The organism is Peteryoungia desertarenae (assembly GCF_005860795.2).
Taxonomy (GTDB): domain Bacteria; phylum Pseudomonadota; class Alphaproteobacteria; order Rhizobiales; family Rhizobiaceae; genus Allorhizobium; species Allorhizobium desertarenae.
On the sequence record NZ_CP058350.1, the window covers coordinates 86,935 to 103,187 of the forward strand.

A 16,253-nucleotide genomic window follows, 5' to 3' on the forward strand; every position below is an offset into this window, starting at 1 on the left:
AGATCGAGGCCGCCCCATGTTGAAGCCATCGTTCGGAGCCATCGCCCATGATAACGGAGCGGATGTCTCGATCTGGTCGTACCATGCCAGTCGTGTCGAACTTTGCCTTTTTGACGAGGACGGCGAACAGGAACTGGCAAGACTGGAAATGGAACGTGGTTCCGATGACGTGCACCGCCTGCTCGTCAATGGAATGACAGAGGGCGCACGCTACGGCTTTCGCATCCACGGACCCTATAATCCGACAGAAGGCCATTGGTACGATCCGACCAAGCTCCTTGTGGATCCCTATGCCACGGAAGTCGATCGTCCCTTCCGCTACCATCCGGCGCTGGGGCATTTCGGCGTCGACACGGCCGATCTAATGCCGAAAACCATCCTGCGCACCCATCAGCCCGTCACACTCGGAAAACCGCATTTCGCGCCGGGCGGGTTGATCTATGAGGTCAATGTCAAGGCGCTGACCATGCAGCATCCGGATGTGCCGGAGACAGAGCGCGGCACTTTGGCAGCGCTTGCCCATCCGGCAATCATCAGACATCTGAAACGCATTGGTGTCGACGCTGTCGAATTGATGCCGATCACGGCCTGGATTGACGAACGCCACCTGCCGCCTTTGGGTCTCACCAACAGCTGGGGTTATAACCCGGTGGCCATGATGGCGCTTGATCCACGCATTGTGCCCGGAGGTATCCGCGAGCTTCGTGAGACAGTCGCCGCCCTGCACGCCGAAGGCATCGGGGTCATCCTCGACCTCGTCTTCAACCACACGGGCGAAAGCGATGTTCATGGCACAACGCTTTCACTGCGGGGTATCGACAACCGTTCTCTCTTCCGGCATGTCACCGATGATCCCGGTACGCTGGTCAACGATACGGGCTGTGGCAACACGCTCGCCTGCGACCATCCCTATATCCGCCGGCTGATTGTCGATACGCTTCGCCACTTCGTCCAAAATGCCGGTATCGATGGTTTCCGCTTCGACCTTGCACCAGTCCTTGGACGACACTGGAACGGCTTCCATCCCGATGCGCCGACACTGAGAGCCATACTCGATGATGATCTCCTCAAAGACCGGATCATGATCGCCGAGCCTTGGGATATCGGTCCCGGCGGCTATCAGCTCGGACGTTTTCCGTCCCCGTTTCTGGAATGGAACGACCGCGCCCGTGATACCTTCCGTCGTCATTGGCGCGGCGACGCTGGAACGACCGGAGATCTTGCAACGGCACTTGCGGGATCATCGGATCTTTTCGCTCCGACGGGTTACGGCAAGACCCGCAGCGTCAACTTCATTGCCGCTCATGACGGTTTTTCCCTGTTTGACCTCGTTTCCCATCAGCACAAGCACAACGAGGCCAACGGCGAAGACAATCGCGACGGCCATAACGAAAACCATTCCTGGAACAATGGTGTGGAAGGGGACACGGACAATGCGGCGATTGCACAAAACCGCGTCACCGACGTCAAGGCGCTGCTCTCCACGCTCTTTGCCAGCCGTGGCACCATCATGATGACGGCAGGTGACGAGTTTGGCCGCAGCCAGAAGGGCAATAACAATGCCTATTGCCAGGACAACCCGCTGACATGGCTGGACTGGGATGGTGCAAATGACGACCTGATCGAACATACGGCCCTTCTCTCGAAGTTTCGCCGGCGCTTCACTGCCTTGCAGGAGACGGATATCCTCACCGATGCGGAGGTGGACTGGGTGACATCCGCAGGCACGCCGATGACAGTGGCTGACTGGGAGATGCCGGACCGTGCGACATTCGCGATGATCCTGAAAACCCATGATCGCGACACCGGCAAAAATGTTCGCCTCGCCATCCTTTTCAATCGTGGACGGGAGCCAAGCGACTTCGCACTTCCGGATGGGCGCAATCTTCACTGGCAAAACGCCTTTTCCGGAAAACAAGGCGCAAAGCTTGCGCTCGCGCCTCGAAGCGTCGAGTTCTGGGTCGGGACCTGACTTCTCGCACTGCAGCAACTGACGCCTGTTCAGCTTGTTGAGAAGCGGTTATAGCTGACTGCAATCGTTCAAAGATCAGGTTGATTTCATGCCGCAGGAGATTTCGCTCAGGGACGTGCCGGGCCTCGTTGGAACCATCGTCGGCGTGTCCGACTGGATCACCGTCGACCAGCGGATGATCGATGCCTTTGCAGGCGCCACCATGGACCACCAGTTCATCCACACCGACCCCGTGCGCGCAGCAGCAGAAACGCCCTTTGGCGGCACGATCGCCCACGGCTTTTTGACGCTCTCCTTGCTCTCTGCCATGAACTACAACTGCCTGCCAAAGATCCGCGAACAGACGATGGGCATCAACTACGGCTTCGAGAAAGTCCGCTTCATGTCACCCGTGCGCACAGGCAAGCGCATTCGCGGCTCCTTCAAGCTCGCCGAAGCCCGCTTTCGCGGCGCCGGCATGCTGATGAACACCTATGAGGTCACGGTCGAGATCGAGGACGAGCGCAAGCCGGCGCTGACGGCCAACTGGATCACCATTTCGCAGTTCGACCCGAAGGATCGACCGGAAGGGGTCTAGCCGGATCCGATAGGGGGAAGCAACGCCATGGTGTCGGATCGTACCGAAGTCATTCGAGAAAGTTTTTGCCGCCAGGCCCGCTCATGTGAGGGTTTGGGTCAAATGGGCGGTGTGGGAGACCCAGTTGCCTGAACGCAACAGAGTTGCGGGGTGACACCACTCATAAAAAATGTCGCGATCAAAAGGATGATTCCCGTCGATCATGAAGGCAGTTGCGGTATCTAGCTTTTCGCTCTTGGCGAACCTGCGAGACCGAGAAAGACAAGAACAGCCTGATTGAGCCGCAGGATATCGGCGTCATCCAACCGTCCGACTTTTGTTCCGATCTTGGACTTCGGAACTGTCGTGATCTTGTCCACCATGAGGTGGCAAGGCGTATGCAACCCGTTTCTTTCATTCGGCGTCACCGGCAGCCGAAATAGCGGTGCGTCTGTTTCATCTGTGGTGAAGGCGCAGATGGTGATGGAATCCGTGGCGTCAAACGCCTCATCCTGCACCACGACAACGGGGCGGGGCTCTCCCGCATAGTCCTTGCCGCCGGAGACCGTCCATATGTCGCCGCGTCTCACGCACCTTCACCATCTTCGAAGTCGATGGCGGAGGCCGCATCGATGAATGACTGATCGCTCAGCGCATGAGCGCTCGTTGCAACTGCAAGTGACTGACGATGCGCTTCCGCCTTGAACGCCGGCGCACGGACGTCTGGCACCCAGATCTGGATCGGGCGTAAACCTTGCGACCGCAGGCGCGCGCGATGCTCGCTCACCTTCAGGCGGGATGGCTTGGGTTTGGCGATAGAGGACATGACAGGCTCCATCTGCTTCGCATCATTGTTTTCACAACCTTGATCGGGTTACATGTAACCTATCATGGACCGACAGAGATTGCGAGCCTTTACGATGCAGAGTGCGGAGGTGACAGGAGGCATTTGCAACCGCGACCAGGCAGGGTGTCGTGTTCCGCAAAAAAAGGCCGGGTCACCCCGGCCTCCTCAAATCTCTCAAAGCACCCGCCCCTCAGAGCGAAGCATCCTCCGCGCCCTCGGCGAGCATGCCGAACGCGTACTCCGCAAAGGACCGCCAGCATTCGACGCGGAAGGTCTCTTCCTCAACGCGGTAGAGTATGATCTCGATCTTGCCGAACACCGTGCGTGTCACAGCCCCCACCGGGAAGGCGGCGAGCGAGAGGTCGAGCGGGCAGGCCGCATTCAGGGTGTCGGCAGCGGCAGGTCCCGAAACGATGATCGCGGTGTTGCGGTGGGAGATGTCGGTCGCCGAATGCACCACGCCGGAGGCGGCGCAATCGGCCATCAGCGTGTCACCCTTCTCATCGATCAGGAACCATTCGTCCGGACCGATCCAGAAGGCCGTGCGGCCCTTGGCGGAGGCGGAGGTCTTCGGCTTTGTCGGAAGTTTCAGACCGAGCGACTTCGAAAGACCGGCAACGGCATCGGCACCGGCGCGCAGTGAGACGCGGGTCGCGGGAAGCGCCGGGGTGAGGCGCACCTTGGCGCTGCCGCCATGGAAGCCGGCGAGAACGTTTCTGCGTTCTGCAACAGACATATCAGCCATGGATACGGCCTCCTTCCTTGTCAAAGAATACCATGTCGGTGACCTCCACCGCGATGGTCTTGTCCTTCATCGGCACATACAGCGTCTCGCCGATCCGTGCGCGGCCACCGGCCACCATGGCAATCGCAATCGATCGACCGAGGTTTTCCGACCAGTAGGACGAGGTGACGTGCCCGAGCATGGTCATCGGCTTCGGCTGGTTCGGATTGGCGACAATCTGACCGCCCTCTTCCAGCACTTCATTCGGGTTCTTCGTCAGAAGGCCGACGAGCTGCTTGCGGCCTTCCTTGACGAGATCAGGACGCTTCATGCCGCGAATACCGACAAAATCGGTCTTCTTCTTCGACACCGCCCAGGAGAGGCCGGCATCGTCGGCCGTCAACGTCCCGTCAGTATCCTGACCGACGATGATATAGCCCTTCTCGGCGCGCAGGACATGCATGGTCTCGGTGCCATAGAGGCAAGCGCCGAGCGACTGGGCACGCTCCCAGATCTGCCGGAAGACATCCGCGCCGAAATCGGCGGGAACGTTGACTTCGAAGCCGAGCTCGCCGGTGAAGGACACGCGGAAGAGACGCGTCGGCACGCCGCAGAACTTGCCTTCGGCCACGCTCATATGCGGGAAGGCCTTGTTCGAGATGTCGATGCCCTCAACGAACGGCGCGATGATATCGCGCGCCTTCGGACCCTGGACGGCGATGACGGCCCATTGTTCCGTGGTCGAGGTGAGCCAGACCTTCAGATGCGGGAATTCCGTCTGCAGATAGTCTTCCATGTGGTGCATCACACGCGGCGCACCGCCCGTCGTGGTGGTCACATGGAAACGATCCTCCGCCAGACGACCGACGACGCCATCGTCATAGATGAAGCCGTCTTCGCGCGTCATGATGCCGTAGCGCGCCTTGCCGGGCTTCAGCGTGTCCCAGGCATTGGTGTACATCAGGTTCAGGAACTCGGCAGCGTCAGGCCCGACGACCTCGATCTTGCCGAGTGTCGAAGCGTTGAACACGCCGGCGACATCACGCACCGTCTTGCATTCGCGGTTGACGGCGGCATGCATGTCCTCGCCCGCCTTGGGGTAATACCAGGCGCGCTTCCAGTTGCCGACGTCTTCATAGACGGCACCCTGGGAGACCTCATAGGCATGCATCGGCGTCTTGCGCACCGGATCGAACAGCTCGCCGCGCGAGTGGTTGATCAGCGTGCCGAAGGTGACGGGCGTATAGGGCGCGCGGAAGGTGGTGAGACCGACCTCAGGGATCTCCTTGCCAAGCACTTCGGCAGCAATGGCGAGGCCATGCATATTGGAGAGCTTACCCTGGTCGGACGCCATGCCGTTCGTCGTGAAGCGCTTGATATGCTCGATCGAATGCATGCCCTCGCGCACGGCGAGCCTGATATCCTTGGCGCAGACATCGTGCTGGAAGTCGACAAAGGCCTTGACGTTGTCGTCACGGCCAGCGCCTTCGGCAGCGCCGATCATGCCGCCAGTCCAGGCATGCGCATTGGCACCTGACAGCGAAACGGCAGGCGTCTCGGTCGCGCCCGCAGCCTTGGCGGAGGAGAGACCGGCAGCCGTTGCCTCATCGAGCAGAGCCTGCAGATCATCGGTGCCGTTGCAGCCGCCAACGCAGATGCAGTCCTGGGCATAGACATCAGGCAGGAAGCGCTGGTTGGCGGCGTCGAACTTCAGCTTGCCGCGCGACTGCGAGAACATGTGCACAGACGGCGTCCAGCCGGCGCACATCAAGAGCGAATCGACCTCGATCTTGCGAGTGGCGCCGCCGCCATTGCGGCGAACGGTGATCGAGCGGACACGCAGACGGCCAGCCGTATCGACCACGCCGTGACCGGTCAGGACTTCGATCCCGAGCGCACGCGCCTGGGTCAGAACACCCTCGCCCGGCTTCTCGCGGGCATCGACGATGACAGGCACGGAAACGCCAGCCTTCTTGAGATCGATTGCCGCTTCATAGGCCGAGTCATGCGCCGTGTAGACGCCAACCTTGGCACCGACGGCAACGCCGAAATGGTTGAGATAGGTGCGGCCCGCCGCCGCCAACATAATGCCGGGACGGTCATTGTTGGCAAACACCATATGGCGCTCGATTGCACCGCTGGCGATGATCACGCGCTTGGCACGCACCTGCCACAGCCGTTCACGCGGCTGGTTCTTGGCGGGCTTGGCGACATGATCGGTAACACGCTCAACCAGCGCCACGTAATTGTGGTTGTGATAGCCGAAGGCCGTCGTGCGGGAGAGCACGGTAACGTTGGACATGCCCTTGAGCTTGGCAACGGTCGCATGCGCCCAGTCCCAGCCGCTCTGGCCGTCGACGGTCGCACCGGTGTCAAAGTGGAAGGCACCGCCCATTTCCGGCTGTTCGTCAACGATCATGACGCGTACGCCCGTCTGGGCGGCAGCGAGCGCCGAGGCGAGACCTGCGGCACCGCCACCAATGACTAGCACGTCGCAATGGGCGTAACGGTTGGCGTAATGATCGGGATCGGCTTCCTTCGGCGCATGACCGAGACCGGCGGCGCGACGGATGAAGGGTTCATAGATCTGGTGCCAGGCGGCCTTCGGCCACATGAAGGTCTTGTAGTAGAAGCCGGCGGCGAAGAAGGGCGACAGCAGGTTGTTGACCTCGCCGATGTCGAGCGACAGCGACGGCCAGCGGTTCTGCGTCTCGATCTTCATGCCGTCGAAGACTTCCTGCACGGTCGCCCGCACATTCGGCTGGCGGCGGGCAGCGTCACGCGAGACGTCGAGCAAGGCATTCGGCTCTTCCGGACCTGATGTCAGGATGCCGCGCGGACGGTGATACTTGAATGAGCGGCCGGCGAGATGCATGCCGTTGGCGATCATGGCGGACGCCACCGTATCGCCTTCGAAAGCCGTCAAAGTGCGGCCATCGATGGTGAAGCGGGCGGTCAGCGCTGGCGTCAGGCGGCCCTTGCCGGGAATACGATTGGCAGCGCTCATGCCTTGTCTCCCTTCGATGCAGACGGGGCAACCGGAGTTGCAGGATCGGGCATGGGTTCACCGGCCTTGTAGGTCACAAGGATCTTGTCGGAAACGGTGTCGCGGGCCGCGTTGAAGAAGCGCCCGCAGCCATGGATATGGCGCCAGCGCTCGAAGATGATGCCTTTCGGGTTATCACGCAGGAAGAAGTAATCCGCGAATTCCTCGTCCGTGATCGAGGCGATGTTTTCCGGGCGCGCGATATGCGCTTCACCGGCAGCGCGAAACTCGAGCTCTGCACGCTCTTCTTCGCAATAGGGGCATTTGATGACCAGCATGATGGACGATCCCTAATTCAGTGCGCCACGGCAGCGGCGGCGGCCTCGTCGATGAGGCGGCCGGTGCGGAACCGGTCGAGCGTCAGGCCCTGGGCCAGCCGGTGCGGCTCGCCCTTGGCGATGAGATGAGCAAAGAGGTTGGCCGAGCCCGGCGTCGCTTTGAAACCGCCCGTCCCCCAGCCGGCATTGACGAAGAGGTTCGGAACCGGCGTCACACTCTGGATCGGCGAACGGTCAGCGGTGTTGTCGGTGATCCCGCCCCATTGCCGCATCATCTTCACCCGACGGAACATCGGGAAGAGCTCGCAGATGGCATCGAGCGTATGCGTGATGATCTGCATGCCGCCGGTCTGGCTGTAGGAATTGTACTGGTCGGTACCGGCACCGATGACCAGTTCGCCCTTGTCCGACTGCGAGATATAGGCATGCACGGTGTTGGACATGACCACGCAGGGGAAGATCGGCTTGAGCGGCTCGGAGACGAGCGCCTGCAGCGGCGTCGAGTGAACGGGAAGACGAACGCCCGCCATGCCCATGACGACGGAGGAATGGCCGGCAGCGGAAACGCCGATCTTCTTTGCGCCGATGAAGCCCTTGGTCGTGTCGACGCCGGTGACTTCCCCATTCGGACCACGACGGATGCCGGTGACTTCGCAATTCTGGATGATGTGCACGCCGCGATCCGACGCCGCGCGCGCATAGCCCCAGGCAACCGCATCGTGACGCGCCGTGCCACCGCGACGCTGCAGCGCTGCCCCATTGATCGGGTAGCGCGCACTCTTGGAGATATCGAGCGGCGGGCAGAACGCCTTGGCCTGCTCCGGCGTCAACCATTCATTGTCGATGCCATAGAGATTGTTGGCATTCACATGGCGCTTGAAGGACTGCATGTCATGCACGTTGTGCGACAGCATCATCACGCCGCGCGGCGAATACATGACATTGTAGTTCAGGTCCTGGGAAAGTCCCTCCCAGAGCTTCAGCGAATGCTCGTAGATGTCCATGCTCTCTTCATAGAGATAGTTGGACCGGATGATCGTCGTGTTACGGCCGGTATTGCCACCGCCGAGCCAGCCCTTTTCGATCACGGCGACATTGGTAATGCCGTGCTCCTTGGCCAGATAATAGGCCGCGCCGAGGCCATGGCCACCGGCGCCGATAATGATGACGTCATAGGACTGCCGCGGCTCGGGAGAGACCCATTGAGCCTCCCATCCCTTGTGGGCACGCATTGCCTCACGGACAACGGCAAAGACCGAATATTTGCGCATTCGCCTCAAACTCCTGTGGTTCAGGCTCTGGGTAGGACCTTAGCTCTCGCAAATCAATATGCGTCACGACGTCCATTTTGCGACGCATTGGCGCTCGGCTTTCGACACGCGTCATAATGCCCCGCAACATCGGCAAAATAGTGGATCGGTCATCACTGGGTATATGGACTTCCGACCGATCATCTGGTATCAGCCCTCCCTAATCGCACGGTCTCAGGGCCGCGCGGAACAATATGCTGTTTCCGTTGATGGGCGTTCGTCGGCGGAAGGACCAACCCAAAACCAAAGGAACGGGATAAACGTGCAGGTACTAGTCCGCGACAACAACGTTGATCAGGCGCTCCGCGCTCTCAAGAAGAAAATGCAGCGCGAAGGAATCTTCCGTGAAATGAAGATGCGCGACTTCTATGAGAAGCCGTCGCAGAAGCGTGCTCGCGAAAAGGCTGAGGCCGTTCGCCGCGTCCGCAAGCTGGCTCGCAAGCGCATGCAGCGCGAAGGTCTTATCGCGGCTCCTCGCGCAGGCCGTTAATCGGCCCCGATTTGGACGTTTTCATATGTGATCAGAGCGGGGGCGAATTCGAATCGCCGCCGCTTTTTTGATATTCAACACCAACTTACGCTGCCCCTCAGTCCGCTGTTGCGACCGGCAGCGGTCGGATGATGCGACTTATGATGGACCTCACCAGATTCGGAAGCGCCCTGCCTGCACGCACCAGACACCGCCTCGGTTCCGCTTTCGTCCTAGCTGCCGCACTGGCGCTGACCAGTTGTGCGACGACGACGGAAACGACAGACGTGATTCGACTGGATCGCGCTCAGGGTTCTGAGGAAAACATTGCCTCGCTCACCGCCGTCATCCAGGCCAATCCGCGCGACCCGGAAGCCTATAACGTGCGTGGGTCCGCCTATGGACGCGCTGGTGAATTCAATCGTGCCATCGAAGACTTCAACACCGCACTTCAACTGAACCCGCGCTTCTTCCAGGCTTATGCCAACCGCGCGCTGGTCTTCCGCAACATGGGCAAGCCCGTTGAAGCAGCGGCAGACTACAATGCAGCTCTCAAGATCAACCCGAGCTACGACGTTGCCTATATCGGCCGCGGCAATATCTACCGCCAGGCCGGGCGCATCGACGAAGCCTTTGGCGATTTCAACCGCGCCATCCAGCTTGATACCACCGATGGCCGCGCCTACCACAATCGTGGCCTCATCTATCAGCTACGCGGACAACACGAAAAGGCGATCGAGGACTTTTCGAAGGCGATCTCGCTGTCGCCGCGCTCGCCGGAACCCTACAACGGTCGTGGATTGTCCTATGTGGCACTCAATGATGACGAAAATGCCTTTGCCGACTTTAATCTCGCAATCGAGCTGAACGACAAGATCGCGGAAAGCTGGGCCAATCAGGCACTGATTTATGAGCGCCGGGGCGATATGGCGCGTGCCGCCAAATCCTACGCGCACGCTCAGCGCCTTGACCCGAAATACGAACCTGCCGCTGCAGGCCTTGCAAGAACGCGCGGCAACACGTCAAGCTGACAACAAGAGTTCGGATACGAAATCCAGGCCGCCCCGTGCGGCCTTTGTTCTACGCGTGAGGCAGGCATGACTTTTCAATAAAAAAGCGGGAGGAGGCCAACACCTCTCCCGCCTATGCATGTGCGATCTTTTCAGATCAGCCGTCAGCGCATGATAAACACACCGGCTATGCTCAGAATAACCCAGATCAGGAAGCCGCCGATCAGACCTGCTCCGCCGAAGAAACCGGCTGCCATCGCCAGCATCAGCGCAACAGTGATGATCGTGCCGTACTTGGCTCCTGCAATGAAGCGCTCATACGTCCTTTCGTGCTCCTGATAGTCCATGGCAGCGCCCGTCTCGACCGGCCCGGAATGATGTTCGCTCATGCTTTGTCTCCCAAATCTAAAACCGCAGCATCCAGACGATCACGGCAGCCCCGGCAACCGAACCATCAGGCAAATAGATGTTCCTGCTCGCAATACACAAACCCGACGGGAAGCGCAATCTTCAGCAATGACGCAGTCGTTCAGGCTTATTTTGTTGTCAGCACCAACGATATTGCGCCTGTCCTTGACTCACTTTGCCCCTCCGCCGTCCACCAGCATCACATTCAAGCCAACTATACCCCAAATCCCGTGGTTTGAAGGGGGGTTAAGGTTGCGCCAATGGATACCTTGCTCTAAGCATCGACGTAAAACTACGGGGAGAGAGTTTCTATGCAGTTCCTGTTGACAATCGCCAGAGCGATTGACGCAACGACGACGCTGGTCGGTCGAACGGTGGCTTGGCTGCTGCTGGCAGCCGTCCTCATCAGCGCCGGCAATGCCGTCATCCGCAAGTCCTTCGACATGTCGTCCAACGCCTGGCTGGAGGTTCAGTGGTATCTGTTCGGTGCCGTCTTCATGTTGGCAGCCGGCTATACGCTTCGCCGCAACGAACATGTCCGGATCGACGTGCTGGCCGGCAACTGGTCGAAGCGCACGCGCGACTGGATCGACCTGCTCGGGCATATCTTCTTCCTGTTACCCTTCTGCCTCATGATGACCTATCTCGCCTGGCCGTTCTTCTGGCGGTCTTTCATGTCTGGTGAAATGTCACCCAATGCAGGCGGTCTTATCATCTGGCCTGCCAAGGGAGCCATTTTGCTGGGCTTTATTCTGCTCACTGCACAAGCCTTCTCGGAAATCATCAAGCGCTACGCCATCATGAAGGGGCTGATGGAAGAAGAAGTGAAGCACGGTCACGGAGCACCAGCACCGGTCGAGGCGGCCGCAGACATGAAGGGTGGGAAAGATGCTTGATCTCATTGCGCACAACCTCGCTCCGATCATGTTCATCATGGTCATGGGCATGCTCCTCCTCGGTTATCCGGTCGCCTTCACTCTTGCCGCTGGCGGCATGTACTTCTTCGTTGTTGGGGTAGAACTGAGCCATATCTCGCCAGAAATCAGATTGTCCTGGCCGCTGGCGCAGGCAAATATGAACCGTGTCTTCGACATCATGCGAAACGACACACTGCTGGCGATCCCCTTCTTCACCTTCATGGGCTTGATCCTTGAACGGTCGCGGATGGCCGAAGACCTGCTCGATACCATCGGACAGCTTTTCGGCACCGTTCGAGGAGGCCTCGCCTTTGCGGTTGTCATCGTCGGCGCATTGCTGGCGGCAACCACCGGCGTCGTTGCGGCATCGGTCATTGCCATGGGCCTCATCTCGCTGCCCATCATGATGCGCTACAACTACAACCCGGGTCTTGCTGCGGGCACGATCGCCGCCTCCGGCACCCTGGCGCAGATCATTCCGCCTTCTCTCGTCCTCATCGTCATGGCTGACCAGCTTGGTCGCTCCGTTGGCGACATGTATGTGGGCGCTATGTTGCCAGCATTGATGTTGGTCGGCATGTACTGCCTGTACATTTTTGCTGTGACGCTGGTAAAGCCGGAATGGGCACCCGCACTTCCGCCCGAGGCTCGACCGCTTGGATCGGGAGGCAAGTCTCTCTATTTCATCATGCTGGCTGCGATCGGACTCTATATCGTCAGCTACTACTTCATCTTCACGGAGTTCCGCTACGAGACGCGCGTGGTCTGGGCAGCGCTTGCCGCAACGGTCATCCCCTACCTCTTTGCCCTGGCTAACCGGCAATTCAACCTGGGTTACCTGTCGAAGATGGCGGAGCAGGTCGTGATCGTCCTGATCCCGCCGCTCGCCCTCATCTTCCTTGTCCTCGGCACGATCTTCCTCGGCATCGCAACGCCGACGGAGGGTGGCGCCATGGGTGCCGCCGGCGCCCTTGTGATGGCACTGGCAAAGCGCAGGCTCGACCTGAAGACCCTCACCCAGGCACTGGACTCGACCGCGAAACTGGCGACGTTCGTCATGTTCATCCTGATCGGTGCCCGTGTCTTCGCGCTTACCTTCTACGGGATCTCGGGCGATATCTGGGTCGAGGAATTGATGCTGGCCCTGCCAGGCGGCGAAACAGGCTTCCTGATCGTCGTCACGATCATCGTCTTCATCCTCGGCTGCTTCCTCGACTTCTTCGAGATCGCATTCGTTCTGGTCCCGTTGCTGGCACCTGTCGCAGACAAGCTTGGCATCGACCTCATCTGGTTCGGCGTGCTGCTCGGGATGAACCTGCAGGTCAGCTTCCTGACACCACCGTTTGGATTTGCCTTGTTCTATCTGCGATCCGTCGCCCCGACCAAGGCATGGCATGACACGACAACAAACCGAATGATTGATCCGATCACCACCCGCGCGATCTATACCGGTACTCTGCCATTTATCGCGATCAATGTGCTGATGCTCGGTATCCTGATTGCGTTCCCAGGCCTTGTGACCCATTACAAGAGCGAACCGGTCATCATGGACCAGGGCGACATCAACAGGACCATCAACAACATTGGCGGCAGCGGTTTTGGCCTGCCGGGGATGGAGCTTGATGGCGGACTGGGCCTTCCCGGCGGCCCAGGCTTCGGCTTGCCGGGTGAAAGTGCCCCTGCTCTGCCCAACTTCGGGGCTCCACCGGCAACTCCGGATGCGGGCGGCGGTCTGCCGGCACCGGGCGGTCTGCCGGCACCGGGTGATGCTGGCGGGCTTCCAAGGTTCGACTGATACCAAGGCAGATTTCAAAATGAAGAAACCCGGCGAGCCTCTCGCCGGGTTTCTTGTGTCTGACGTTCATCCGATTGCAACGGACCTGAATGAACAGCGACTTGGTCGCCACTCGACCAGACAAACGACAACACGACCTGCCGGGTGCAACTGTGTGAAGCCGTTTGTTCGACGTGGATCACTCACGAACTGAGCCAGCTTTGGACACAAAAAACCCGGGATGAGAAACATCCCGGGGAATCATGCTGACTCGTCCCTTTAGGTCGGCTTAGAGCTTGCCGCCGCGCTGCTGCAGCATCATGAAGGTGTCGAAGCTGTATTCCGACAGCTGGAACCACAGATAACCGTCGCCACGATAGCCCATGTAGGAGTCGTGCAGCTTCTTGAACTGCGGGTTCTCGGCGCTGATCTGACCGTAGACCTTGGTGGCTGCATCGAAGCAGGCTTCCAGGATCTCGCGGCTGTATGGACGCAGCTGTGTACCTTCCGATACCAGTTGCTTCAGTGCAGCCGGGTTCAGGGTGTCGTAGCGAGCCATCATGACGCTGTTGGCGAGCGCAGACGCCGACTTGACGATGCCCTTGTAATTGTTCGGCAACTCGTTCCACTTGTCGAGGTTGATCATGTTCATGAGCGTAACGCCGCCTTCCCACCAGCCGGGATAGTAGCAGTACGGAGCAACCTTGTTGAAGCCGAGCTTGGCGTCGTCGTAAGGACCGACGAATTCAGCACCATCGATCGTACCACGCTCGAGAGCAGCATAGATGTCACCACCCGGGATGTTCTGCGGAACAACGCCGAGTTCGGAGATGATGCGACCACCGAAACCGCCGATACGGAACTTCAGGCCCTGAAGGTCAGCTACGGTATTGATTTCCTTACGGAACCAGCCACCCATCTGTGCACCGGTGTTACCAGCCGGGTAGCAGATCATGTTGTTTGCAGCGTAGAATTCGTTGAGCAGGTCGAGACCGCCGCCTTCGTAGAGCCATGCATTGGTCATGCGCTGGTTCAGACCGAATGGAACACCCGTGCCGAATGCCCAGCTCGGGTCCTTGCCGAAGAAGTAGTAGGACGCAGTATGCGCCATTTCGATCGTGCCGTCGCGAACGGCATCGGCACCTTCAAGCGCACCAACGATTTCGCCTGCACCAAAGACCTGAATTTCGAAGTTACCGTCAGTTGCTTCGGCAACGGCCTGCGCGAAGACTTCGGCAGCACCATAGATGGTGTCAAGCGCCTTCGGGAAACCCGAAGAGCAGCGCCATGTGAACTTCGGGTTGCTCTGCGCAATGGCAGGAGCAGCAAGCACAGTCGACGCAGCAACGCCTGCACCGGCAACACCTGCTTTTTTGATGAATGAACGACGATCCATAAATTACCTCCCAGTTACAATGCCCCACCGAGGAAACATCTACGGCCCCTCCCGGCAGTGATGCGCGAGATAACCATGTTGTCCAAAGCGTTTCAAGTCACCGGCGCATATTCTTTCGCCAAAGCAGGACCCCTTGAAATCAATGAAAGATTAGCAGCCGGAATGTTTGCGCAAACATCGCATGATCTTGACAGCGGCAACGGCCGCATCGCATGAGTTTTTGACGCTTCAAGGGGAGTTTTCCGATGCCAAGGCCGATTGTCGCCATTCCCGCCGACATACGAAAATTTGATGGAACAAGCTGGCATTCGGTTCAAACCCAGTATGTGAATGCCGCGCTCAAAGCCTCGGATCTCATGTCTTTTCTGATTCCGGCACTGGAAGAAGGCAATCATCCGGACCTCATCCTCGACCGGGTCGACGGTCTGCTCGTCTCGGGATCGGCCACGAACGTTCATCCAAGCCTCTATGGTGCTCAGGCACGAGACAGCGACGGTCCATTTGATCCGGCACGTGACGCGACCTCGCTCCCCCTGATCCGTCGGGCCTTGGAACGGGGCATACCGATGCTCGCGATCTGCCGGGGTATCCAGGAACTGAATGTGGCGCTTGGCGGTACCCTTGCGAGCGAAATCCAGGATCAGCCCGGTATCTGGGATCACCGCAAGCCGGATGTTCCGGACCGGGATGTGGCCTACGCGATCCGTCAGAATGTGATCATCGCGGAAGGGTCCTGTCTTGCCGGTTTTCTGGGAGCCGGCCCGGTTCCCGTCAACTCACTTCATCGCCAGGCAATCTCGAAAACCGCCCCGCGTTTGCAGGTTGAGGCACTGGCAGAAGATGGCACGATTGAAGCCGTTTCTGTGATTGACGCCAAAGGCTTTGCTGTGGGCGTACAATGGCATCCCGAATACTGGGCGGAGACAGACAAACCGTCGAGGGCACTGTTTGAAGCATTTGGTGAGGCCGTTCGGGTTTACGCTGCATCCAAGGCGTGAACGGTGCTAGGGCACCATAAGGAGCGCAATATCCCCAGCCGTCGCATCGACAGCCTCGTAGGTAAAACTCCGTCCTCGGGTGAGCGAAAGCACGACCGCTCCCTGTCCGTCGACGAGAGTGACCGTGCCGTCCTCGTTGTCTATCCAGGTCCGGATACCCGTGAGACCAGCCATCACGGCTTCACAATCCGGCGGCGCATGAACATCACGGCTGCGACTGGTGAGCGCCGCACCGCGCTCGACGAGGCATACTGTTCGCCGATCAAAATTTGACACCGAAAAAACAGCAGGCGGCGATACATTCCGGCGCTCGATGATATTCGACGGAATGCTGCTGGACTGGATTGGATCAATGCCCTGAACGGCCGCAGCCCCGTTTGTCCCGTGCCAGAGAGACAAACCAAGCGCGGTCACGCTGGCCGAGCATACGGATGCCAACAGGACGACTTTGTGAGCTTTCATCGGAGCCTCCACGCACCGTGGGTTGCAGTGCGTGGACAAGAATGCGCCGCGAAGCTTGTGGAAGGCTGGAAAGGCGACAGGTGTTC

16 protein-coding genes are annotated in these 16,253 nt (G+C 59.3%); 7 read left to right on the forward strand and 9 right to left on the reverse strand.

Going from position 1 to position 16,253, the window contains the following annotated elements; translation table 11 throughout:
* The first annotated feature begins 16 nt into the window (after positions 1-16).
* Both glgX and FE840_RS00420 read left to right on the forward strand, forming a co-directional pair.
* Positions 17-1,972, forward strand: a complete 1,956-nt coding sequence (gene glgX / locus FE840_RS00415) for a glycogen debranching protein GlgX (protein WP_138287960.1) — start codon at positions 17-19, stop codon at positions 1,970-1,972.
* 88 nt (positions 1,973-2,060) lie between these two features.
* Positions 2,061-2,549, forward strand: a complete 489-nt coding sequence (locus FE840_RS00420; protein WP_138287961.1) for a MaoC family dehydratase — start codon at positions 2,061-2,063, stop codon at positions 2,547-2,549.
* Positions 2,550-2,770: 221 nt separating this feature from the next.
* Here the strand turns inward: FE840_RS00420 and FE840_RS00425 are convergent, their stop codons facing one another.
* The 6 genes from FE840_RS00425 to FE840_RS00450 form a co-directional block, all read right to left on the reverse strand.
* Positions 2,771-3,118 carry a type II toxin-antitoxin system PemK/MazF family toxin gene (locus tag FE840_RS00425; protein ID WP_138287962.1) on the reverse strand — a complete coding sequence of 116 codons (348 nt, stop codon included), beginning with the start codon at positions 3,116-3,118 and terminating at the stop codon, positions 2,771-2,773.
* Entirely contained in the window at positions 3,115-3,354 is a 240-nt protein-coding gene (locus FE840_RS00430) for an antitoxin MazE family protein (protein ID WP_138287963.1), read from the reverse strand. The genes FE840_RS00425 and FE840_RS00430 overlap by 4 nt, the downstream gene beginning before the upstream one ends.
* 211 nt (positions 3,355-3,565) lie before the next feature.
* Positions 3,566-4,120, reverse strand: coding sequence for a sarcosine oxidase subunit gamma (locus tag FE840_RS00435; RefSeq protein WP_138287964.1), 555 nt, complete (start codon positions 4,118-4,120; stop codon positions 3,566-3,568).
* Positions 4,113-7,106 (reverse strand): sarcosine oxidase subunit alpha, encoded by a 2,994-nt coding sequence (locus FE840_RS00440; protein ID WP_138287965.1) that lies wholly within the window; start codon positions 7,104-7,106, stop codon positions 4,113-4,115. Before FE840_RS00440 ends, FE840_RS00435 begins: the two co-directional genes overlap by 8 nt.
* The gene (locus FE840_RS00445) at positions 7,103-7,423 is read right to left on the reverse strand and encodes a sarcosine oxidase subunit delta (protein ID WP_138287966.1); all 321 of its coding nucleotides are present in this window, start codon (positions 7,421-7,423) and stop codon (positions 7,103-7,105) included. Before FE840_RS00445 ends, FE840_RS00440 begins: the two co-directional genes overlap by 4 nt.
* Before the next feature lie 17 nt (positions 7,424-7,440).
* Positions 7,441-8,694: a sarcosine oxidase subunit beta family protein gene (locus FE840_RS00450; RefSeq protein ID WP_138287967.1), complete on the reverse strand. Its 1,254-nt coding sequence runs from the start codon at positions 8,692-8,694 to the stop codon at positions 7,441-7,443.
* Between the two features lie 301 nt (positions 8,695-8,995).
* On the opposite strand from FE840_RS00450, the gene rpsU reads away from it, so the two are divergent.
* Both rpsU and FE840_RS00460 read left to right on the forward strand, forming a co-directional pair.
* Complete coding sequence (gene rpsU, locus FE840_RS00455) at positions 8,996-9,223, forward strand: 30S ribosomal protein S21 (RefSeq protein ID WP_138287968.1); 228 nt, start codon at positions 8,996-8,998, stop codon at positions 9,221-9,223.
* A gap of 143 nt (positions 9,224-9,366) precedes the next feature.
* Entirely contained in the window at positions 9,367-10,233 is an 867-nt protein-coding gene (locus FE840_RS00460) for a tetratricopeptide repeat protein (RefSeq protein WP_425502218.1), read from the forward strand.
* Positions 10,234-10,376: 143 nt separating this feature from the next.
* Here FE840_RS00460 and FE840_RS00465 read toward each other — a convergent pair whose 3' ends face one another.
* Positions 10,377-10,601 (reverse strand): aa3-type cytochrome c oxidase subunit IV, encoded by a 225-nt coding sequence (locus FE840_RS00465; RefSeq protein ID WP_138287969.1) that lies wholly within the window; start codon positions 10,599-10,601, stop codon positions 10,377-10,379.
* 330 nt (positions 10,602-10,931) lie between these two features.
* On the opposite strand from FE840_RS00465, the gene FE840_RS00470 reads away from it, so the two are divergent.
* Both FE840_RS00470 and FE840_RS00475 read left to right on the forward strand, forming a co-directional pair.
* Positions 10,932-11,516, forward strand: a complete 585-nt coding sequence (locus FE840_RS00470) for a TRAP transporter small permease subunit (protein WP_138287970.1) — start codon at positions 10,932-10,934, stop codon at positions 11,514-11,516.
* A complete protein-coding gene (locus FE840_RS00475) occupies positions 11,509-13,332 on the forward strand; it encodes a TRAP transporter large permease (RefSeq protein ID WP_138287971.1) in 1,824 nt (607 codons plus the stop codon). The genes FE840_RS00470 and FE840_RS00475 overlap by 8 nt, the downstream gene beginning before the upstream one ends.
* A gap of 268 nt (positions 13,333-13,600) precedes the next feature.
* On the opposite strand, the gene FE840_RS00480 is transcribed toward FE840_RS00475, so the two are convergent.
* Positions 13,601-14,707 (reverse strand): TRAP transporter substrate-binding protein, encoded by a 1,107-nt coding sequence (locus tag FE840_RS00480; RefSeq protein WP_138287972.1) that lies wholly within the window; start codon positions 14,705-14,707, stop codon positions 13,601-13,603.
* A gap of 245 nt (positions 14,708-14,952) precedes the next feature.
* On the opposite strand from FE840_RS00480, the gene FE840_RS00485 reads away from it, so the two are divergent.
* Complete coding sequence (locus tag FE840_RS00485) at positions 14,953-15,705, forward strand: gamma-glutamyl-gamma-aminobutyrate hydrolase family protein (protein WP_138287973.1); 753 nt, start codon at positions 14,953-14,955, stop codon at positions 15,703-15,705.
* 6 nt (positions 15,706-15,711) lie between these two features.
* Here the strand turns inward: FE840_RS00485 and FE840_RS00490 are convergent, their stop codons facing one another.
* The gene (locus FE840_RS00490; protein WP_138287974.1) at positions 15,712-16,167 is read right to left on the reverse strand and encodes a hypothetical protein; all 456 of its coding nucleotides are present in this window, start codon (positions 16,165-16,167) and stop codon (positions 15,712-15,714) included.
* Between the last annotated feature and the right edge of the window lie 86 nt (positions 16,168-16,253).